The sequence below is a fragment of the Aegicerativicinus sediminis genome (assembly GCF_015476115.1).
Lineage (GTDB): Bacteria > Bacteroidota > Bacteroidia > Flavobacteriales > Flavobacteriaceae > Aegicerativicinus > Aegicerativicinus sediminis.
Genome location: NZ_CP064295.1, coordinates 3,667,481 through 3,690,233 on the forward strand (window position 1 = coordinate 3,667,481; position 22,753 = coordinate 3,690,233).

The 22,753-nt window shown below is 35.3% G+C and carries 19 protein-coding genes; 10 read left to right on the forward strand and 9 right to left on the reverse strand.

Annotated elements, in window-relative coordinates:
- The first annotated feature begins 3 nt into the window (after positions 1-3).
- The 4 genes from ISU00_RS15740 (at position 4) to ISU00_RS15755 (ending at position 3,377) form a co-directional block, all read left to right on the forward strand.
- Positions 4-381: a hypothetical protein gene (locus ISU00_RS15740; RefSeq protein ID WP_228851631.1), complete on the forward strand. Its 378-nt coding sequence runs from the start codon at positions 4-6 to the stop codon at positions 379-381.
- Between the two features lie 125 nt (positions 382-506).
- Positions 507-1,151: a sugar transferase gene (locus ISU00_RS15745; RefSeq protein ID WP_228851632.1), complete on the forward strand. Its 645-nt coding sequence runs from the start codon at positions 507-509 to the stop codon at positions 1,149-1,151.
- The gene (locus tag ISU00_RS15750; RefSeq protein WP_228851633.1) at positions 1,114-2,235 is read left to right on the forward strand and encodes a DegT/DnrJ/EryC1/StrS family aminotransferase; all 1,122 of its coding nucleotides are present in this window, start codon (positions 1,114-1,116) and stop codon (positions 2,233-2,235) included. The genes ISU00_RS15745 and ISU00_RS15750 overlap by 38 nt, the downstream gene beginning before the upstream one ends.
- Positions 2,235-3,377 (forward strand): SDR family NAD(P)-dependent oxidoreductase, encoded by a 1,143-nt coding sequence (locus ISU00_RS15755; protein WP_228851634.1) that lies wholly within the window; start codon positions 2,235-2,237, stop codon positions 3,375-3,377. Before ISU00_RS15750 ends, ISU00_RS15755 begins: the two co-directional genes overlap by 1 nt.
- Here the strand turns inward: ISU00_RS15755 and ISU00_RS15760 are convergent.
- The gene (locus tag ISU00_RS15760) at positions 3,374-4,543 is read right to left on the reverse strand and encodes a proline dehydrogenase family protein (protein ID WP_228851635.1); all 1,170 of its coding nucleotides are present in this window, start codon (positions 4,541-4,543) and stop codon (positions 3,374-3,376) included. The genes ISU00_RS15755 and ISU00_RS15760 overlap by 4 nt on opposite strands.
- Before the next feature lie 94 nt (positions 4,544-4,637).
- On the opposite strand from ISU00_RS15760, the gene aroB reads away from it, so the two are divergent.
- Positions 4,638-5,717 carry a 3-dehydroquinate synthase gene (gene aroB, locus ISU00_RS15765; RefSeq protein WP_228853747.1) on the forward strand — a complete coding sequence of 360 codons (1,080 nt, stop codon included), beginning with the start codon at positions 4,638-4,640 and terminating at the stop codon, positions 5,715-5,717.
- A gap of 50 nt (positions 5,718-5,767) precedes the next feature.
- Here the strand turns inward: aroB and ISU00_RS15770 are convergent, their stop codons facing one another.
- Positions 5,768-6,247, reverse strand: a complete 480-nt coding sequence (locus ISU00_RS15770; protein WP_228851636.1) for an Lrp/AsnC family transcriptional regulator — start codon at positions 6,245-6,247, stop codon at positions 5,768-5,770.
- 64 nt (positions 6,248-6,311) lie between these two features.
- Positions 6,312-7,475 (reverse strand): M14 family zinc carboxypeptidase, encoded by a 1,164-nt coding sequence (locus ISU00_RS15775; protein ID WP_228851637.1) that lies wholly within the window; start codon positions 7,473-7,475, stop codon positions 6,312-6,314.
- Between the two features lie 303 nt (positions 7,476-7,778).
- Between ISU00_RS15775 and ISU00_RS15780 the strand changes: the two genes are divergently transcribed.
- Entirely contained in the window at positions 7,779-8,186 is a 408-nt protein-coding gene (locus ISU00_RS15780; RefSeq protein WP_228851638.1) for a helix-turn-helix domain-containing protein, read from the forward strand.
- 35 nt (positions 8,187-8,221) lie between these two features.
- Positions 8,222-8,617 (forward strand): hypothetical protein, encoded by a 396-nt coding sequence (locus tag ISU00_RS15785; RefSeq protein WP_228851639.1) that lies wholly within the window; start codon positions 8,222-8,224, stop codon positions 8,615-8,617.
- A 5-nt stretch (positions 8,618-8,622) separates the two neighbouring features.
- Here the strand turns inward: ISU00_RS15785 and ISU00_RS15790 are convergent, their stop codons facing one another.
- The 4 genes from ISU00_RS15790 to ISU00_RS15805 all read right to left on the reverse strand — a co-directional run bounded on the left by ISU00_RS15790 (position 8,623) and on the right by ISU00_RS15805 (position 15,481).
- Entirely contained in the window at positions 8,623-11,280 is a 2,658-nt protein-coding gene (locus ISU00_RS15790) for a DNA gyrase/topoisomerase IV subunit A (protein WP_228851640.1), read from the reverse strand.
- Positions 11,280-11,765: an MYG1 family protein gene (locus ISU00_RS15795; RefSeq protein WP_228851641.1), complete on the reverse strand. Its 486-nt coding sequence runs from the start codon at positions 11,763-11,765 to the stop codon at positions 11,280-11,282. Before ISU00_RS15795 ends, ISU00_RS15790 begins: the two co-directional genes overlap by 1 nt.
- Positions 11,755-13,620, reverse strand: a complete 1,866-nt coding sequence (locus tag ISU00_RS15800; protein ID WP_228851642.1) for a DNA topoisomerase IV subunit B — start codon at positions 13,618-13,620, stop codon at positions 11,755-11,757. Before ISU00_RS15800 ends, ISU00_RS15795 begins: the two co-directional genes overlap by 11 nt.
- A gap of 154 nt (positions 13,621-13,774) precedes the next feature.
- Positions 13,775-15,481, reverse strand: coding sequence for a redoxin family protein (locus ISU00_RS15805; RefSeq protein WP_228851643.1), 1,707 nt, complete (start codon positions 15,479-15,481; stop codon positions 13,775-13,777).
- A gap of 354 nt (positions 15,482-15,835) precedes the next feature.
- Between ISU00_RS15805 and treS the strand changes: the two genes are divergently transcribed.
- Both treS and ISU00_RS15815 read left to right on the forward strand, forming a co-directional pair.
- Positions 15,836-19,120 (forward strand): maltose alpha-D-glucosyltransferase, encoded by a 3,285-nt coding sequence (treS, locus tag ISU00_RS15810; protein WP_228851644.1) that lies wholly within the window; start codon positions 15,836-15,838, stop codon positions 19,118-19,120.
- A gap of 47 nt (positions 19,121-19,167) precedes the next feature.
- Positions 19,168-19,812, forward strand: a complete 645-nt coding sequence (locus ISU00_RS15815; RefSeq protein WP_228851645.1) for a dioxygenase family protein — start codon at positions 19,168-19,170, stop codon at positions 19,810-19,812.
- On the opposite strand, the gene ISU00_RS15820 is transcribed toward ISU00_RS15815, so the two are convergent.
- Entirely contained in the window at positions 19,809-20,957 is a 1,149-nt protein-coding gene (locus tag ISU00_RS15820) for a cysteine desulfurase family protein (RefSeq protein WP_228851646.1), read from the reverse strand. The genes ISU00_RS15815 and ISU00_RS15820 overlap by 4 nt on opposite strands.
- Positions 20,958-21,079: 122 nt before the next feature.
- On the opposite strand from ISU00_RS15820, the gene ISU00_RS15825 reads away from it, so the two are divergent.
- On the forward strand, positions 21,080-21,988 hold the full coding sequence (locus ISU00_RS15825) for a hypothetical protein (protein ID WP_228851647.1): 909 nt from the start codon (positions 21,080-21,082) through the stop codon (positions 21,986-21,988).
- Here the strand turns inward: ISU00_RS15825 and ISU00_RS15830 are convergent.
- On the reverse strand, positions 21,981-22,535 hold the full coding sequence (locus ISU00_RS15830; protein ID WP_228851648.1) for a Smr/MutS family protein: 555 nt from the start codon (positions 22,533-22,535) through the stop codon (positions 21,981-21,983). The two genes, ISU00_RS15825 and ISU00_RS15830, sit on opposite strands and share 8 nt — an antisense overlap.
- Between the last annotated feature and the right edge of the window lie 218 nt (positions 22,536-22,753).

Consider the following 22,753-nt stretch of genomic DNA (forward strand, 5'->3'; position numbering starts at 1 on the left):
TAAATGAAATTCATAACCCGACTTGGGTATTATCTAGGTGGATTTTCAGTTGGCTTAATCTTATTAGCTGTTTTTTTAGGTGGTAAAAAAACTTCATGCGATTATGGGCCTAATTCTAGGACCATTAAAAATATTGCCATTAAAAAACCCTATTATTCTGAAGTTTTTATGGAGAGTTTTAATTCACTTAAGCTAGATTCTACAGAACTTAGGAAGTTTCTAGTAGGTGGAAAAGTAGATTTTAGTAATAGTAAGATTGGCAAAGACAGTTGCAACACTTACCTTATTGAAAACCACCTAAAGGATAAATTATATATTTTACAGGTTCAAAATTGCGATTCTGTTGCACATTATTTGGCTATTGAACCAAAAATTGATTAGTATTAAAGCTATTTTTTAACACCATTCAGCACAATTTAAAGCTTATTCTGTCGTATCTTTCCAAGCCTTAATAGCTACACCTTTTTATTCTCCCGTACAATTTTAATTAATTGCAATGTCGATTTATGTATAAACGATTTGTTAAACCAACACTTGATTTGTTGCTTTCGGGAATTGGAATTTTGGCAGCCTCCCCTATTCTTCTGCTTTTAATTTTAGCCCTATATGTGGAACACGGAGGCAAACCTTTCTTTTTTCAAAAGCGTGCAGGTAAAAATGGAAAGCCTTTTACAATGGTGAAATTCAGAACTATGAAAGATAAGTTCGATGAAGATGGAAATGTCATTGATGACAACAAAAGAATTACTCTACTAGGTTATTTTTTAAGGAAATATTCTTTGGATGAATTGCCGCAACTATACAATGTAGTTCGTGGAGAAATGAGTCTAATTGGGCCTCGTCCCCTACTTCCGGTCAATCTTGGTTATTACACTCACTTTCAAAAACATCGACATGATGTTAAACCAGGGATTACTGGTCTAGCGCAAGTTAACGGTAGAAACCTTTTGTCTTGGGAACGAAAATTCAAGTATGATGTGTTTTATACCAGAAAAATTAATTATCTGCTCGATTTCAAAATCCTTTGCCTTACCTTTATTACAGTGATATCCCAGAAAGGTATTTATAATGAAGTTCAAGAAATTGGACCTGAATTTGCAGATTTACATCTAAATGAATCAACGCATATACTTGTCTCCACCTCATCTTAACGGGTTGGAAATAGAATATGTTCAAAAGGCCATAACATCCGGCTGGCTTGCTCCTTTTGGAGAGCAAATCGATTTATTTGAAAACAATCTTCAGAATAAATTAAATACTAATAAATCCCTCTTAGTACTTAATAGCGGTACAAGTGCTATTCATTTAGCCTTAAAACTAATTGGCGTAACCAATGGTGATAAAATCATTTGCCAAACCAATACATACATTGCAACTGCAAACCCAATTTCCTATTGTGGTGCAGAACCCATCTTTATTGATAGTGAATTGGACAGTTGGAACATGTGTCCTAATCTACTTGAGGACGCCGTAATTAAAACCCTTAAGGCTGGAATAAAGCCTAAGGCCATTATTGGAGTTCATATTTACGGTATGCCATTTCAGGCGGATAGGATATTAGAAATTGGTAAAGAATATGATATACCAATAATTGAAGACGCAGCAGAAGCTTTAGGAAGTAGTTATAAAAATAATGAATGTGGGAAAATTGGGGATTTTGGAATTCTTTCCTTTAATGGAAATAAGATAATTACCACTTCTTCTGGGGGTGCTTTAATCACAAATACTAAATCAGAAAAAAAACACGCTTTACACCTTGCCACACAGGCTAAAACCTCATCTACAGGATTTAGCCACGACTCTATTGGGTATAATTATAGAATGTCTAATATTCTAGCTTCATTGGGGAATTCTCAATTAACGGATTTAGATAAAAGAGTCTCGAAAAGACGAAAAATTTTTAATAACTACAAAAATGAACTAGAAAAACGGACCCCGCTTAGATTTCAACCAGAAACAACTGGCCATTATTCTAATCGATGGCTTACTTCAGTTCTAGTTCGAAATGAAGACGAAAGAAATCAACTAATTGCATATCTAGAAGGAGATAATATTGAGGCAAGACAAAACTGGACTCCTCTCCACACTCAAAGACCATATCTTAATTCCCCTTCATTTCTTAATGGAAATTCACTTTTCCTTCACCAAAACGGCTTATGTTTGCCAAGCGGATCCAATTTATCTGAAACAGATCAAGATAGGGTAATTGATAGGGTTCTTCAATTTTTTGGTTAATGGAAAATCCTAATAACATAAAATATCCTCATGCGCTTACCGAAGTTATAAACTATTCCCAACTACTCGGTAAAACTGAAATTGAGATAGATCAAAATTTCCTCCAAGATACCTATTCCCACAAAACAATCTTGGTTTCGGGTGCAGCCGGATCTATCGGGCAGAATATTGTTCAACAACTAATGGAATTCCACCCTAAACTGATAATCTTAGTTGACAATTCTGAGAGTGGAATTTTTGAAATGGTACAAGAATTAAATTCTTTAAACTTTAAGGATTTTGCAGTTTTCTTAACGGATATACGGAATCAGTCTCGTATGCAGCAGTTATTCGAACGTTTTCACCCGGAAATAGTTTTTCATGCAGCAGCCTATAAACATGTAACGCTTATGGAAGAGAATCCTTACGAAGCAGTAAGTGTAAATGTTTTGGGAACTAAAATTATTGTAGACCTATCGATCCAATTTGGGGTGAAAAAGTTTGTTTTTATTTCCTCGGATAAAGCTATCAACCCTTCTAGTGTAATGGGAGCAACTAAAAGATTAGGAGAACTTTATATACAAGGAATGAATGATTTGGATAATACTATTTTCATAACCACGCGTTTTGGCAATGTAATAGGAAGTTCTGGATCTGTTATTCCTATTTTTAGAAGGCAAATTGCCAAAGGCGGTCCAATAACCGTGACCCATAAAGAGGCAACCCGCTATTTTTTAGGGCCGAAGGAATCCGTACAATTGGTGCTAGAAGCGGCCGCATACTCACAGAATTCACAAATTTTCCTAATTGAAATGGGTAGACCCATTTTGATTTTAGATTTAGCAAAGAAAATCTTGAAAACGTTGAACCTTTCAATGGATGATATAGACATCCAAATTGTCGGTCTCAGACCGGGTGAAAAAATTCATGAAGAATTGGATTACGGTAAGGCAATAAAGTTTGCAACTAATAGTGGTAGGTTATTTACTGTCCAAAAGGCTACTTTGAACAAAGACAATCTAGTTTTTGAAATTGAAAGCTTTCTAAATAAAATTGAAACATTTAATCACCTTGAAATTGTCGGCGAAATGAAACGCCTAATTCCAGAATACATTTCAATCAATTCCAAATACGATATTTTGGACAATCAAAGAAAGGACTAAAGCTTTCTTCTCTTTCTCTCCTTTTTTAACAAACTTAATTCGCGACTTGTTTGGCCTGCAACCGAGGTATTTTCTTCTGCCCGACGAATAAGGTATGGCATCACGTCTTTTACGGGCCCAAATGGAACATATTTTGCCACATTATATCCCTCTGAAGCCAAATTAAAACTAATATGATCGCTCATTCCGTACAACTGACCAAACCAAACCCTATTATCACTTTTAGAAATATTAAGTTTTTCCATAAGCTCCATTGCCAAATAGGAACTTTGCTCGTTATGTGTTCCGATAAAAAGAGAAATATCCTCTAAATTGGAAAAAATGTACTCCATGGTTTCGTTGAAATTAACATCAGTATCCTGCTTGGTGTCACAAATTGGAGAAGGATAATTCATTTCTTTGGCTCGTTCTCGTTCCTTTTCCATATAGGCACCACGGACAATCTTTATTCCAATCTTAAAATTGCCTTCCTTTGCGCGCTTATGAAGCCTTTTCAAATATTCGAGACGGTCTTTCCTATAAAGTTGTAGAGTATTGTATACGATAGGGACCTCGGTATTATAAGTTTTCATCATTTCCTCAACCAAATCATCGGCAGCATCTTGCATCCAACTTTCCTCAGCATCGATTAGCACCTCTACGTCTCGCTCTTTACCTAATTTACAAACAGCATGATACCTAGCAACAACTTTTTCCCATTCTTGCTTTTCTTTATAAGTAAGCTCTTCTTTTTTACCAATTTTCTCATACAATTTTAGCTTACCGAATCCAGTTGGTTTAAATACTGCAATTGGCATGGCAGGTTTTTCATCGGCAAACTTTATAATTTCTAAAGTTTTATTTTTTGCACCTTCAAAAAATGCTTCCTCCTCTTTTCCTTCAACTGAAAAATCAAGCACCGAGCTCACACCGCATTCATACATGTTGTCAATAACTGGAATACAGTCTTTTTCATTAACTCCACCACAAAAATGATCGAAAACTGTTGATCTTATCAAACCCTCAATTGGCAAATGTGCCTTTATCGCAAAATTAGTTGCTGCTGTTCCAATTTTCACGAGCGGTTCTGAGGATATCATTTTAAAAAGGAAAAAGGCCCGCTCTAGTTCAGAATCGCTTTTTAATTGAAAAGCGATTTCAGTATTTTCAAATAAATTCTGTTTCAATTCTGAAAAAATTAAGGACAAAATTACTGATTATAGGGCATTTTTTTATCATTTTAGTTTAATTTCGAACCGAATAATTGATTACCCCCTCATGATGAAACCCATCGTAGATGACACTTATAGCGTGCATTTCAATGAAGAAGGTTATGTTAAACTAAATCAACACCTTAAATCATTAAAACCTTCAATAATTTTTTTGCTTGTAGACACAAATACACACGAATATTGTCTGCCGCGATTTCTATCTAAAATCGAAACCGAAGTACCTATTGAAATAATTGAAATTGAGGATGGGGAAGAAAACAAAACAATTGACACTTGCGTTGGAGTCTGGAATGCACTTGCCGAACTAAATGCCGACAGAAAAAGCCTCTTGATTAATTTAGGAGGAGGTGTAGTCACAGATTTAGGGGGATTCGTGGCATGTACCTTTAAGAGAGGACTTCCTTACGTAAATGTACCTACTACCTTACTTTCCATGGTGGATGCATCAGTAGGAGGCAAAACTGGTGTTGACTTAGGCACACTGAAGAACCAGGTTGGGGTAATTTCAAATGGTGATATGGTTTTGGTTGATACTGAATTTTTAATGACCTTACCTCAATTGGAAATGAGATCTGGACTTTCTGAAATGCTTAAACACGGACTTATAAAGGATCGAAATTATTGGAATTCATGTAAAAGCCTACAAGATTTAAGCCCTGATTCATTAAACGTACCCATCAGAGAATCCATAGAAATTAAATTTGATGTAGTCACTCAAGATCCAAACGAAAGAGGGTTAAGAAAAATGTTGAATTTTGGACATACCCTAGGGCATGCAATTGAATCTTACTTCCTAAAGAATGAAAATAAACTTTCACTTCTACATGGTGAAGCTATAGCTATAGGAATGATTCTCGAAAGTTATCTATCGCATCGCTTAAACCATTTGTCTGAGGAAGACCTAATGGATATAGTTGCCGTATTAAACAAACAATACGATTCTGTCAGTTTTAACCCCACAGATATTGATATCATTATCAACTTATTGAAACATGATAAGAAAAATGAACACGGCAAGATTCTATTCGCTTTATTGGAACGCCTAGGAGAAATTAAGCTAGATTGTTTGGTAGAAAACTCCCTAATATTAGAATCTTTCGACTTTTTTGAGAAAGTGAAAACAAAATAAAAAAGCCTTCAAGTTGAAGGCTTCTATTTATTGGTTGGTAATGCATGTAATTACAATTCATTAAAAATTGTATGCATTAAACGTTTTTTATCATTTATGCTTTCTTCCAAAGAAATCATGGTTTCGGTTCTATAAACCCCATCTATATCATCAAGCATGAAAATTACATTTTTTGCATGGTTTGTGTCTCTTGCTCTAATCTTACAGAAAATATTGAATTTTCCCGTAGTAATATGGGCAACCGTAACATATGGTATTTGATTTATCCTTTCTAATACGAATTTGGTCTGGGATGTATTCTGGAGAAAAATTCCAACATAGGCGATAAAGGAATACCCCAACTTTTTATAATCTAAGGTCAGTGAGGATCCCTGAATTATTCCCGCTTCTTCCATTTTTTTCACTCTCACATGCACCGTACCAGCAGAAATCACCAATTTTTTTGCAATATCAGTAAAAGGGATTCGGGTGTTGTCGATTAACATGTCCAATATCTGGTGATCGACTTCATCCAATTTGAATTTTGCCATATTTTAAATTGATTAGATTAAAAGCAAAAATAGAGCTTTTTCTTTAACGAAAAAGAGAGAATAATTAATTTTTTTCAGGACTTAATGATAAATCCTCATTATTCAATAAAATATTATATACAATATCACCCTCAAAAACAGCCTTGCCAAAAACCTTGGAAATAGGCGAACTATCGGCATTCAATTCTTTATGACCATGAAATTCATTTAATTTTTTCAGAGCCGCTATCTTAGGAATAAATTGAATATCAGAATCTTGCAACATTTCTTCATATTGAATGGCAACATCAATCACTTCATTCGAACCATTATTAAAAATTGAAACATTTCGAACAATTATATCAAAGAAACATTTTTCATTTTGAGGGATCTCAAAATACTTTGAAGAATTATCATTTAAATAAGAATTTGTTACAACTGATTGAAGAAGAACCATATAACTATGATAAATTAAATATCGTGTATATTCTCTCTGATAATCACCACTAAAATGACCCGCCTCAAAAAGTATTGTCGGCACACCCAAATGTTGAAATGTATCTCCCACACAGTTTAAATTAAAGCTATCCTCATAAACACCAATTTGTGAGGGGATTATTTGTTCTAAGGATTGCCGCATCTCATTGATTAACTGCATCGCGACCTTCCTATTTGGAGTGATTGACCTTACATGGTCTTGAGTTGGAGCCAAAAATGAAACCGTGGCCGCTTTGCCCTGATTACCAGCACCAAAGATGGTACGCTGGCCGTGAAGATTCAAGCAAATAGACGGCTTAAATTTGTTAAATTCATTTCTAAGCATAATACTTTCGGGCTGGGTAAGGTCTTGGGCGTCCCTATTTAGGTCTACATTATTCGCATTAACACGGGTATAGGCATTAGCACCATCAGGGTTAAGTATTGGAATAATCTTAATCGTAACCTTTACTAAAATCTCCTTAAGCCATTCATCATTTTCATTAATTATTGTGTTAATTAAATCGAAAACAGCTTTTGTCGTAGTAGATTCATTACCGTGCATTTGAGACCACATTAATATTTTTAGCGGACCATCGCCGAAAGTAACACTATAGACATCCCTTCCTAAAACAGACTTTCCTATAATTTCAATCCTAAAAGTCTCAGGGAGATATTTAATAATTGGTTCAATATGATCATTGGTAATGTAACGACCCTCCAATCGATTTTCACGCCATTTTACAAACCATCCATGAAAAGTTTCACCCACTTCAGTCTATTTGATTTTACAAATGTAACCATATAAAATTTTACATCTGTAAACAGCAAAATGATACTGCTGTAAACATTTTTAGCGTGGTGTTTACTTTAAATATTACAAATGTGAACAAATAAATTGATTTTTGATCGCATATTAATATTTATATTCTTAAATACATGTATTTCAGTATTTTGAAAGTGTATACATGAACTGAAACTTTATATGAATTATTATTTTTAAAAGAATGATACTGATATTACTTATAGAATTTTTACATTTGTAACGTAAATAATTGCTCCAAATTTGTTTACAATGATAAACAGCGATAAATTCTCAAAAAGACTTGAAATAATTATTCAACATTACGGTGAAACCGCCTCCTCTTTCTCGGAAAAGGTCGGCGTGCAACGTTCAAGTATATCCCATATTCTTTCTGGAAGAAATAAGCCAAGTTTAGATTTTATTATGAAGATTCTTTCGGCCTATCCAGAAGTTGAATTGTATTGGTTGTTAAATGGTAAAGGTCAATTCCCTCCGGCTGAAAAAATCGAACAAAAAATTGACGGCTCCAAAAATGTTTTAAAACAAGAACCTCCACCTCCTGTTAAAGAAAATCCTATAATTAATATAAACGGAGATAGCACCTCTGAAAAAGAGATTGAAAGAATCGTGATTTTTTATAAGGATGGAACTTTTAAAAATTTTAATCATTCCTCTTAATATCTTTGTGAAAATTAAATCCAAAGCTAAATTCAATGCTCAAAAGAGTTTTATTCCTTATTCCACTAATTTTCTGTTCATGCTATAAAACAGAACGCAATTGCGAAGATTACAAAACAGGCACCTTTAAATTCACTTATAGCATAGACGGAAAGGAAGAAACATCTGTTTTTAAGCGTACGGCGGATTTAAATATCGATTATTTAGAGCAGGGCAATGACACTGCTTCTATTAAATGGATAAATGCTTGTGAATTCATTCAACGGGCTAAAAGCCCTAAATCTAGAGCGGAAGAGCAGGCAATTCACTTTAAAATAATTAGCACCACCGACACCTCTTACACTTTCGAATATAAACTTGCAATAAAGCCCGAAAATAAACCGTTACGAACTGAAAGAGGGACAGCCTACAAAATAGTAGATATCGATTGATCTAACTAAAATAAGGTAATCTGACCTTGGTCGTCAGTTGTTCCATTATCGTCACCAGAATCGGTTTCTTTAGAAGGTTTATTAGTTATTTCTGGATTAAGCTCAATTTCAACCGTTTCTTCTTCAACAACTTCAATCTCATCAGCATGTACTTCCTCCGGTGCCTCATAAGGTAGGGGCTCTAAAGCATTTATCTGAAGAATTTTGTCTTTAGTCAATTGGTTACCTAATGCGCCAATTCCCTTAATAGCAATAAATTCTTCAAGATTTACCTCCATATTATCCTTACGCTCCTTTCCTCTTTCCTTTACAAAAACAACCTCTACCATAGGCTTCCATTCCGTTGAAACAATTTCAAGCCGAGAATCAGCGTGGTCTGAAATAAATGATTCTTCCTTGTTTTCATTTTCAACAAGAAATCTTTTTACATAGTATCGGTCTTTTTCTCCATCATAATAGATTGCTGAAATAGGCTTTTTGGGCACCCATTTCTCCAATACAACCATATCGTCATCAAATCTTGTAGTTAATTCAGGTAAAATTGTTTTTATAATACCTGATTGGTTTATAATAAGCAATCGATCCTCACCTCTAAATTCTCCAAGCAATTCTCCCCTATCATCGACATTTAGACGCCTTACTGTTTCATCAAACCAAATCTTGCGAGGTTTTAGGGTTGAAATACCTTTTTCTTTTAATTCAACCTTTTTTACCGAGTATTTGGTTACCAAATTTCCCTTTGCAGAGCGACCTTTAATAATTACATCAGCAAAATCTAGATCCCATTTTAATTTTTTGATATTTCCTACCTGTCTTAAGAACACAGTAACAACTTCGGCTTCACCATTAGGATTGGCGGAAAAATACCAAACTGTTGAACCTGCTGAACCATAGGTAACCGGGTATTCCCTATCTCTTGTTATTGAGGTAACATTAAACCTCTTCACATAAGAAGGCCCCTTTTTGCCATCTCTATAAATTAGGTTGTAAATGGTACGTTTATCTTTTTTCTTGAATACCGCCACGTGAATGATATCCTTGCCGACAAATGTCTTTGCGTCAACCTTAGTAACCATCATATTACCTTCCCTGGTGAAGACAATAATATCATCTATATCACTACAATCACAAACATATTCATCCCGTTTTAAGGAAGTGCCAATAAAGCCTTCCTCCCTATTTACATACAACTTCGTATTGCGAATAACCACTTTGGTGGCATCTACATCATCAAATAAACGAATTTCTGTTTGCCTTTCTTTTCCGGCACCATAATCTTTCTTAAGCCTCTCAAAATATGCAATCGCATAATCAATTAAGTGTGCCAAATGATGCTTTACCTCAGCAATTTGTGCTTCGAGAGCATCAATTTTTTGTTGTGCTTTATCTATATCGAATTTAGAAATTCGTTTAATTCGTATTTCTGTGAGTCGAACAATGTCCTCTTCTGTAACCGCTCGCTTTAGATTCTGGATATGCGGTTGCAAACCTTTATCAATTGCCTGTATAACACCTTCCCAAGTTTCCTCTTCCTCTATATCTCGGTAAATCCTATTTTCAATAAAAATGCGTTCAAGAGATGCGAAATGCCATTGGTCTTCCAATTCACCTAACTGTATCTCCAATTCCTTTTTAAGCAATTCCACGGTATGGTCCGTAGATCGTCTGAGCATTTCAGAAACTCCAATAAATAAAGGCTTATTATCCTCGATAACGCATCCTAATGGAGAAATCGATGATTCGCAGGCAGTGAATGCATACAAGGCATCAATCGTTTTATCTGGTGAAATATTTGGTGGTAAATGCACCAAAATTTCAACATCAGCAGCTGTATTATCCTCTATCTTTTTAATTTTTATTTTCCCCTTGTCATTAGCCTTTAAAATAGAATCTATTAAAGAGGATGTATTGGTACCATAGGGAATTTCACTTATTACAAGGGTACTCTTATCTCTCGCAGTAATCCTTGCGCGTATTCTAATTCTGCCACCTCTAAGACCATCATTATAATTGCTGAAATCTGCAATTCCAGCAGTTGGGAAATCTGGAAAAATCTTGAATTTCTTTCCTTGTAAATGCTTAATTGAAGCATCTATTAACTCAAGAAAATTGTGCGGGAGAATTTTTGTGCTTAAACCTACCGCGATTCCTTCCCCGCCTTGAGCCAATAATAAAGGAAATTTAACAGGTAGATGTATAGGCTCTTTATTTCGTCCATCATAACTCGCTTGCCAATCTGTTACTTTAGCATTGAATACAACATCCAAAGCAAATTTAGAGAGCCTAGCTTCTATATAACGGGAAGCTGCAGCACTATCCCCTGTAAGGATATTCCCCCAGTTTCCTTGGGTATCAATTAACAAATCCTTCTGCCCAATCTGCACCATTGCATCAGCAATACTTGCATCTCCATGAGGATGGTATTGCATAGTATGACCGACGATATTTGCCACCTTATTATACCTGCCATCATCCAGATTTTTCATGGAATGCATTATTCGTCTCTGAACAGGTTTAAAACCGTCTTCAATAGCTGGCACAGCCCTTTCTAAGATAACATAGGACGCATAATCTAAAAACCAATCCTTATACATTCCCGTAACACGGGTTATTGTCTCATGCTGTTCTTGCCCTTCGTTCATTGGGTCTTCCATCTCCTCCATTAACTATTTCTCGCTTTAATGTTATATTTAATCATTTTGCTTAATGATTGCTTAATAAATTTCAATTTCCTCTTTGGAACTAAGGTTACATTAAAATATTCCCATTTTTTCGAACCATCTTCTAACCTTATATTTAATGTTAAACGCTTATAAATTATGTAATCCTTAATTTTAAAAGCAACCAGATCTTCCTTTTCAAATTCGACTACATGCTCTCGATAATTGCAATAATCGGAAAGCAATAGACCTCTATTAATGACAATCACCTTTAAGCCATCGCTATCGTATTCAAAATATTTTGAAATACTGTGAACAACTATAAAGGCGACAGCAAATCCGGCAGCAATTAGTATAAAAGTTAAAAAAGAATTTTCGGTTACATCCCTAAAAGCCCTAAAAACCGTCGCTAAGACTAGCGCTAGGACTATTAGAATAAAATAGACCGAAATTATGATATTCTTTACCTTTCCATTGTTAGTTCTCATTTAATTCTTCAATTAAATCGAGCTCAACTTTAAGGTTATTAATTATGAATTCTTGCCTGTCTGGAGTGTTTTTTCCCATATAAAATTCCAACAACTCTTCAATCGACATTTCTTTATCTAACATTACCGGATCTAGACGCATATCTTCGCCAATGAAATGTTTAAATTCATCAGGCGATATTTCACCAAGACCTTTAAATCTGGTTATTTCTGGTTTTGGCTTTAATTTAGCAATAGCATTACGCCGTTCTTCGTCAGTGTAACAATAAATTGTCTCTTTCTTATTTCGCACCCTGAATAATGGTGTCTGTAAGATATACAAATGCCCCTCTTTAATCAATTCAGGGAAAAACTGTAGGAAGAAAGTAATTAATAGCAACCTAATATGCATACCATCAACATCGGCATCTGTCGCTATAACAATATTGTTGTAGCGTAAATCCTCCATGGATTCTTCAATGTTTAGAGCTGCTTGCAATAAATTGAATTCCTCATTTTCATAAACAATCTTCTTGCTCATTCCATAAGAATTCAATGGCTTACCTCTTAAACTAAAAACAGCCTGCGTATTAACATCACGAGATTTAGTAATACTACCAGAAGCAGAATCCCCCTCAGTAATAAAAAGTGTGGATTCTAAATTCCTTTCATTCTTTGTGTCATTAAAATGAACCCTGCAGTCTCTTAATTTTTTATTGTGGAGGCTAGCCTTTTTGGCCCGTTCACGTGCCAACTTTCTAATACCTGAAAGTTCCTTGCGTTCACGCTCCGCCTGGATTATTTTACGTTGTAATTTATCCGCTGCTTCAGGATTTTTATGCAGGTAATTGTCTAAATATGTTTTTACAAAATCATTAATATAGGTCCTAACGGTAGGCAAATCACCTCCCATATCTGTTGAGCCTAGCTTAGTTTTGGTTTGACTTTCAAAAACTGGCTCCATCACTTTAATGGAAATAGCCGCCACAATTGATTTTCTTACATCTGAAGCATCGTAATTTTTGTTGTAATACTCACGGATCGTCCGTACAATAGCTTCTCTGAATGCAGCCAAATGTGTACCTCCCTGGGTAGTGTTTTGCCCATTAACAAAAGAATAATATTCTTCACTATACTGTGTTTTGTGATGGGTCATAGCTACTTCTATATCTGATCCCCTAAGATGGATAATCGGATACAGCTTGTCGCTATCGTTAATGTTTTCGTTCAAAAGGTCTTTCAGACCATTTTCACTGTAGAATTTTTCGCCGTTAAAAACTATTGTCAAACCTGGGTTGAGGTACACATAGTTTTTGAGCATTTTCTCTACATATTCATTTCTGAATTTGTAATTCTTGAAAATAGATTCATCAGGTATAAAGGTTACCTTGGTTCCTTTTCTTCTAGAAGTGTCATTGAGCAAATCCTGGTTGGTTAAATCTCCACGTTCAAATTCTGCAGACGCTGATTGCCCATCCCTTGTAGATTCTACCCTAAAATAATTAGAAAGTGCGTTTACAGCTTTAGTACCAACACCATTGAGACCAACCGATTTTTTGAAGGCTCTGGTATCGTACTTTCCTCCAGTATTCATCTTTGAAACAACGTCCACAACTTTCCCAAGTGGGATACCCCTACCATAATCGCGCACAATAACCCGATTGCCCTGAATTGAAACTTCTATCGTCTTTCCGGCCCCCATGACATATTCATCTATGGAGTTGTCGAGGACTTCTTTTACCAGAATATAAATCCCATCGTCAGGGGAAGAACCATCCCCCAACTTACCAATATACATACCGGGCCTCATACGGATATGCTCTTTCCAATCAAGAGAACGTATGTTTTCTTCGGTATACTTGGTTTCTGCAGACATGAAAATTCAGATTTTTTTAGGTTCGTCGCTAATATAAGGTTTCACCTAAAAACATAAAACACCGCATAAACAAAGTAATTAACAATGTTTTTAAGGATTTAATTAATCGATTGAATTTTAAAGCAAAAGTTACAAAGGGTTCCTTAAAAACTTTTTAATCCGATGCGGCTAGTTCCTCAAGAATTTTCTTAGGCTTTTTATCATAGACAAAATTGAAATAACCAATCATCATTTCATCCATTGTTTGCTCTCCCCATTTTACAGAATCTTGGGGGCTTGGGTTAAATGGATTTTGGCCGCTATTATCAAAAACAGCTGATAATTTCAATTTGGAGCCGCCATGAATTTCAATTGGATTTTCTAAATAATAATTACGCTGCCAATTGAAGTTATAGTTTGGAACATTCAATACAACCTCTTCTTCTCCATTTGGGTATTCCACAACATATTTAAAGCTTTTACCTCTAAAATGCATGTGTGGAAAAAGGCTGTATAATTTAATATCGTCCTTAATTTCTTCCACTGCTTCTACCTCAACATTCTTTTTGTACGGCTCTAATACAAACTCAAAATTAGCTGGCCCTAAAGACACCAATTCTTTTTCCGATTCATTTTTCGCGAAATACAATCCAATTTTTGAATTGTCGATGGCTTCCTTACCATTTGCAGTGTAGTGCGATTGAATAATTAACTTTGACCCTTTAGGAATTGTCCTAACCGAATTTTCAGGAAATAACTCAGGGCCACCTCCAGGTGCCCAGCCTATAAAAATGCCATCCAACCAAGGCCCACGTTTTCTTTCAACTGGAGATTCTGTACCATCTGGATACCGTATTGTTGCGAGAATATGATGTAAAACTTCTGGATTACCAGGTACAACCTCAACCGCCCTTACCTTCATATCTTCTGGCAAATCATCCATAGGAAATTCTTGGTACATATAATCAATCAAACCTGTCGCTGGTAGGTGCCTTTCAGTTAATTCAAATATTGTATCTGGTTCTCCAAATTTCCATTCAGGTTGAAAGGGTTTAATTTTGGCTAGAGGATTGTTCCCTATACCTAAAGGCATACCATTATCAATCCAACCTACAATATTCCTTACTTCCTGCTCAGTTAAAGACAAGTCTTCTTTAAAATGTCCATATTTTGGGTCTGCCTGCCAAGGCGGCATGCGTTTATTCAGAATCACCTCCCTTATCATTTCAGACCAACCATATACCGTATAATAATCAGTCATTGCCCAAGAACCAATACCATTTTCAACATGACATTGAGTACATTTGGTTTCTAAAATAGGTGCGATATCATCTATAAATGTCAAATCTTCTTTAGCTTCTTGTGGTAATCCTCTTTTTATGGCACAACCTTTTGAACGCACATAGGGCTCCTGAACTTTTTCTCCATTCAAAAAAGAATTGAGAGCATTCCTTAAATAGTCGTTTTCCGGCTCAATCTTTTGCCCTTCATAGCCTAATTGATCATCAATCGGTCCACGGTATACTAAAGACCAATCCGAAGGATCAATAACTATGGTTTCCGCTGTTCTAGTTAAATTCAAATTTTCAGCCAAGAACTGATGGTTATCAATTAATATAGGAAGTGACATCCCGTACTCGTCCGCTTCTTGGCCAATTTCATCTCGATCATCCTGAAGGTTGGAATTTACCATAAAGAATTGAACACCTTTGTCCTTAAATTCATTGCTTATGGTCTCATAAGTCCTGAATCCATTTCGCACCATAGGACACCCATTTCCTTGCACATATAACACTATTGCATTGGCATCATCATAATAATACAGATTATGGAAATCATCATTCTGGTCATATAACCCAATGTCATCAACCGTTATCGCCATGTTTTTTTCTGAATTATCAGAGCTTAAACAATTGAAAAATAAAAATAAGGGCATGCATACTGCTGCCATCAAGATTAATCGAGAAAATCGCATACTTGGAATTTAATGGTTAAACCATTAGTTAATTCGGGAGATTTTTAAAGATAAACCTTTTTATTAAAATGTCAAATGTTAATGGCTAACAAAATTAAATTAGCATATTAAAAATTAGACAGTTACAACGAATAATTCAATCGTAAAGTAAAGAGAAGTCAGTTAACATATTATTTCTCAATATTAAACTTTCACATTTTTTAACTGCATTGAACTTGGGATTGTTTCAATTTTAAAATATTTTACAGGAAAACCCATTAAATGCAAGACAATTCCCTTTTAAATACAACAGATTGGTATAAAGATGCCATAATTTACGAACTGCACATAAAAGCTTTCTTTGATAGTAACGGAGATGGTATTGGGGACTTTAAAGGGTTGTTGCAAAAACTTGATTACCTTGAAGATTTAGGGGTAACGGCAATTTGGCTTCTGCCCTTTTACCCTTCACCACTGAGAGATGACGGATATGATATAGCAGATTATTACAGCATCAACCCATCGTATGGAAATTTAAAGGATTTTAAAAAATTCATCTCCGAAGCTCACAATAGAGGCCTCAAAGTCATCACAGAGCTAGTTATTAATCATACATCAGACCAACACCCTTGGTTTCAAAAAGCACGTAAAGCAGAAAAAGGAAGTCCTGAAAGAGACTTTTATGTTTGGAGTGATTCTGCCGAAAAGTATAAAGACGCGCGAATAATATTTACCGACACTGAACCTAGCAATTGGAGTTGGGATAGCGAAGCCAAAGCCTATTACTGGCATCGTTTTTTTTCACATCAGCCAGATTTAAATTTTGACAACCCAGAAGTCCAAAAGGAAGTTCTAAACATATTAGACTTTTGGTGCGAATTTGGGGTCGACGGGTTTAGGTTAGATGCCATACCCTATTTATTTGAACGCGATGGCACCAATTGCGAAAATTTACCTGAAACGCATGTTTTTCTAAAAAAACTTAGAAGCCATATGGATTCTAAATGGGAAAACAAATTGCTTTTGGCAGAAGCAAATATGTGGCCTGAAGATTCTGCAGCCTATTTTGGGAATGGGGATGAATGCCATATGAATTATCATTTCCCGATAATGCCTAGGATGTTCATGTCTGTAAAAATGGAAAACAGATATCCGATTATTGACATAATAGACCAAACACCTGAAATTCCAGAAGGATGTCAATGGGGAATTTTTCTTCGTAATCATGACGAATTAACTCTTGAAATGGTTACTGATGAAGAGCGAGATTATATGTATAAAGTTTATACCAGGGACCCAAAAGCAAAAATAAATGTTGGCATCCGTCATCGTTTAGCACGTTTATTAGAAAACAATAGAGGTAAAATTGAGCTGATGAATGTTATGCTTTTCTCTCTTCCTGGAACTCCAATACTGTACTATGGTGATGAAATAGGAATGGGCGACAATTATTACTTAGGTGACAGAGATGGAGTGAGAACTCCAATGCAATGGTCTTCAGAAAGAAACGCAGGCTTTTCCACCGCCAACCCCCATCAACTGTACCTTCCAACCATTATAGACCCAGAATACAAATACGAGTCAGTTAACGTGGAAACACAGCTAATGAATTCTTCCTCCCTACTTTGGTGGATGAAACGTATTATGGCTATGCGCAAACGCTTTAAAGCTTTTGGAAGAGGAGAAATCAATTTCTTATCTCCCAAGAATTCAAAAATTTTAGCATTTACCAGAACGTATGAAGAGGAAATTATTTTGGTGATTTGTAATCTTTCAAGGTTTTCCCAACCCGCTGAATTAGACCTGTCAAACTATAAAAATCTTATACCAGAAGAAGTTTTTAGCAGAATAAAGTTTCCTAAAATTACTGATAAATCTTACTTGTTTACACTTTCACCATTTGGCTATTACTGGTTTCAACTTAAATCTATAAATGAATCTAACCAAGATACCAATAACAAGTTCAGCACTTTTAAAATTGATAGCTTGGATGAGTTGTTAATTAAAATACAAAAGCAGGATTTCGAAGGCAATTTATTAAAATACATCATCGACCAACCTTGGTACAATTTAAAAGATAGAATTGTTCAGGATCTAAAAATCATTAAGTCCGTAAATATAGACACCGAAGGAAATCATAAAATTCTTCTTTTAGAATTAGAGTATAATGAGGGTTTGCCAGAGCTTTATCAGCTCCCAATTTCCAAAAGGCTACTTTCCTCGAATCAAAAATCAATTCAAGATTTCACCCATGTAATATGTGAAGTTGAAAATGGCAGGTTTAGGGGTTTTGTTCAAGAAGGCTCTCAAAATGTAGAATTTAGGCGGCTTTTATTTCATCGTTTATTAAATAATTCGGAATTTACAAATGAAGGCTTACAGCTAAATCAATTCCAAATTCAATTTGAACCTCAGCCAAGTCAATACAGGGTTGAGCTTAAAAATGGAAATTCTAGAATGCCAGAATTTGAATTTCCTGATGGGTTACACTATAAATTTTATAGAAAACTTGATATAATAGAGCATCCTGATAGCGAGGTAATGAAAGCGTTTTCATCGTTCTCGCAAAAATTAACGCCTGAGTATATAGGTTCCATCTCTGTAAACATTTCTGGCGCTAATAATCAAGTATTAGGTATACTTTACCAAGGGGCGGAACACCAGGAAGACACAGGTTATTGGATGATAGACTTAGTGAAACGCTATTTCGATTCTATTTTAACTGAACCGAAAAAATTTAAAGTTCCTAAACTTAATACCGATTATTTTCAAGCCATAGACTACAATGATTTACCTCAATCTATGAAACATTTCTTGGGTGTAATAAATTGCGAAAGGGCTGCCCAACTTGGTAAATTGACCGCTGAATTACACAACAATCTTGTTAAATTATCTGACAAAGAAGCCTTTTCAACTGAAGAATTTTCTTTACACTACCAGCGATCGGTATTCTCAGGTCTTCAAGGACTTACGCGTTCCGCTTTCCAAGATTTAGATTCACAATTTCAAAAATTACCTAACTATGCAATTGAAGACGGAAATGTGTTGCTATCAAAGAAAAAGGAGGTTTTAGAACTTTTAAAAAAGGTATATAAGTACAAAATTCCTATCCTAAAATTTCGTACACATGGCGATTTGCACCTATCCCGCTTTATTTGGACAGGAAAAAATTTCTTATTACAAGATTTTGAAGGAGACAACCAGAAATCATTCAGTGACAGAAGAATTAGAAGAAATGGGTTAAGAGATGTAGCCTCAATGCTACGCTCCTTTCATTATGTAACTTACATGACTTATTTAGAACCAGAATATTCTAAACATGGTAGCGAAGGAAATCTCGAAGAATGGGCATACGCATGGTTTCATTATATGAGCAGAATCTACTTAACCAACTATTTAAATTCCATTAAATATCCAGATATGGTTTCCGAGAACATTGATGACAATAATGATTTGTTAAGGGTATTTATGATGGAAAAAGCTCTACTAGAATTGCAGCACGAAATAAATTACAGACCAGAATTGGCAATGATTCCAATAAAAGGGATCCTTGACATACTAAAATAATTTAAACCTATGGTTGAAAGGAAAAAATAAAGTTGAAATGGACGCATATGAGTTTTGATCAAATAACTTTTTACAGCAAGAAATTCTTAATTCTTTCATGTGTTATCTCATTGTCGTGCCAATCGCAAATAAGGGATAATGATCTTCGTAATGTTGGAGGCAAATGTGAAGGTTGTGAGGCTCTATATGAGTATGGTGATAAATTTCTGAATGAAACTGATACAATTCCAGGATTCAAGGAATACTCACCCAAAATTAAAATCCACGGTACGATTTATAAAAACGATGGGGTTTCCCCGGCAGAAGATATCATCCTATACTTCTATCATACTAACCAAGAGGGTATTTATGATAATAAAGGAAAAACTAAAAATTGGATTGCACGGCACGGAATCCATCGCGGTTGGATTAAAACAGATAAATCTGGCCACTTTGAAATCTACACCTTCAGGCCTGCTTCCTACCCTAATTCCATTGCCCCGCAGCATATCCACATGACCATAAAAGAACCAAATACTATACCCTATTATATCGATGATATATTTTTCAGGGACGATCCTAATTTTAATTCCGAATTTGACAAGGGTAATGAAGCAAGAGCAGGTTCTGGTGTCATTACGCTTAAGAAAAACAAAGGGATTTGGGAAGCCCGAAGGGATATTTATTTGGGCCAGAATATACCTGATTATTAATTCTTCAGAAATTCTGAAAGGACCTGCAGCGTATAGTCAATTTCTTCTTTGGTGTTATATCTGCTGAATGAAAACCGTATTGAGGGTTTTGCTAATTCCTCTCCTTCCAATAATTCCTCCAGAACGTGAGACCCTTGTGCACTACCACTTTGACAAGCACTTCCTCTAGAACACGCTATTCCCTTCAAATCCAATTGAAACTGTAACAAACTTGCTTTATCTGGGGAAATTGGCAATCGCACATTTACAAGCGTATAGGTGCTTTTAGTTAAATCACCGGAACAGCCATTAAATTGAATGTTCGGAAATCGCTTCTTCAACCCGGATATAAAATAAGATTTAAGATCAAGAATATATGCTTTATCCTCCTGAAGCATTTCATAGGCGATATCTAACGCCTCCGCCAAACCAACAATATTATGAATGCTTTCGGTCCCGGCACGCATACCGCGCTCTTGTTCACCGCCATGAATAAAGGGCTTCAAACGGGAACCCTTTCTAAGAAATGCAAAACCAACTCCCTTAGGACCATGAAATTTATGGGCACTGGCCACCATAAAATCAATTGGGGTTTCTTTTACATCAATATTAAAATGACCTATGGACTGAACGGTGTCACTATGTAACAATGCATTGTATTCTTTACACAGAATTGCTATTGCGTGAAGATCGAGCAGATTACCAATTTCATTATTTACATGCATTAAACTTACCAAAGTCTTGCCAGCGGTATTTTTAAGTGCAATTTCCAAATCTTGAGTTCGAACACTTCCAAAATCATCCAAAGGAAGATAAGTGATGTTAACCTTATAATCTTTTTCCAACTTTTCGAGAGTATGCAAAACGGCATGGTGTTCAATCTTTGTTGAGATAATATTGGAAACCCCACAGTCTTTTACAGCACTCGTTAATATTAAATTATCAGCTTCTGTACCTCCTGAAGTAAAAATTATTTCAGATGCTGAGGCATTAAAATGACCCGCAATCCTTTTTCTGCAGGATTCAATTATAGATTTAGATGACCTACCATAACTATGTGTTGATGAAGGATTACCGAAATTATTTTTTAAAGTTTGCATCATAACATCTAACACTTTATCATGTATAGGCGTTGTTGCGGCATTATCGAGATAAACTTGATGCATTTTAATTGTCGCTTTGAGATGAATCCTTCAATTTGGCCTACAAAATTAGTCGATTAAAATTAAATCATAGAAGCTTCGTTTAAAATATCAAAACCCTATTTTTGTTGCTAAATCTGAACTTAATGAAATTCGGTAGATTCATCTTTATATTAATTACCATTTTTTCTCTCAGTTGTGATGATGGGGACATTATAGAAGTTAGCTTAGATTTCGATAATAATGTTGAATATTGTGGAACTGTTGTTTTTTACAAAGAAAAAAACGATCCAGCTGAAACCCTTTCAATACAATTACAGAACGTAAATATTGATGATCTCTTTGCCGAAATGGGTGATGCAACTTCAATAACACGCACTTATACCATAAATGGCACATCGAATAGATTCAATTATAGAACTTATAGCAGCCTACCTTCAAACCCATTTTGCAATGATATACCTCCAGCCGATCTAAACGTTGTAAAAGATGACGAAAGTAGCTCCGGAATTGTCACCTTGACCGTAGAAAAATTCCAAGACGATAATGATGGCATTCCTGCAGAGTTTGAGGATATTAATGGAGATGGTGATTTAACTAATGATGATACTGATGGCGACGGTATCCCAAATTATATAGATATTGATGATGATGGTGACAATGTATTAACCACTAATGAGGAAGTAAATTTTTCATCCGCCAATGGGTTGTCTGACGCTAGAGATTTTGATGGAGATGGTATACCTGATTATTTAGACAATGACGATGATGGTGATGGGGTTTTAACTAGAGATGAAGAAAACTTTTCTTCTGATGATGATGAGCCAAATCCTGCCAATGATATAACTAATACTGAAATTGGACCAGATTACTTAAATCCAGATGTGAACACAACGGTTCCAGCCACAAGGTACAGAACACATACAATTCAAAATACATTTGTTCTTACCGTTGAAATTGCAAACATCAACCTTTCTAATCTCACTCAGACGTATTTATATTTTGGTGAAATAGAAAAATCTGAAAACGAGAGGTTTAGACCTGATTTTAATTAGCGGGATTCTGGAAAATACGAACTTCGGTAGCGCCGTAGCCATAAGTTTTATAGTCGGCGTCAAAAAATTCAATATTGTCATAACGCCTTAAAATTGTATCAATCTCCATTTTTAGAACCCCTTCACCTACCCCATGGATTATAATTAATTTGGGGATTTTCTTATCTATGGCAAAATCTAATTGCCGCTTAGCGGTATTTAACTGAAATTCCAAAATTTCAAAAGGCGTCATTCCCTTTTCACTCTCCAGAATTTCTGAACTATGCAAATCAACCTTAAGTATGGATTGTTTTTTTGTTTTTAGAATAGTTGGCTTTTGCCGTTTTGTATTCGCATCCTTTTCACTCATAACAGATTGAAACGAATGTTTTGAAAAGACAGAATCTAAATGATCTGTTTTCATGAGAACTAAATCATTAGCCCTAAATTCGAGTTCGAAACCATTTTCATCTTCAACAAAAACGCTATCTCCTTTTACAGAGGTTACCGCGCCTTCAAAATCTTCATCAAGGGCAGAAACCCAGTCTCCTTTTTTAAAACGTTTCATGATCCAGAGTCATCATTTCGTGATGATAATTTCGAGCTAACACCATAAATTCCAGCCATTAATAGTACCAAGCCAACAATCATAATATATTGACTTGCCTCGGATTTTCCTTGCCCGTAAAAAGCTAATAAAAACCCAATTATTATCATCGCATAACAAATTGGCCTCGGTAATTTGCTCATAATTCAAATTCTAGAATGTAAAAATAGGTATATAAT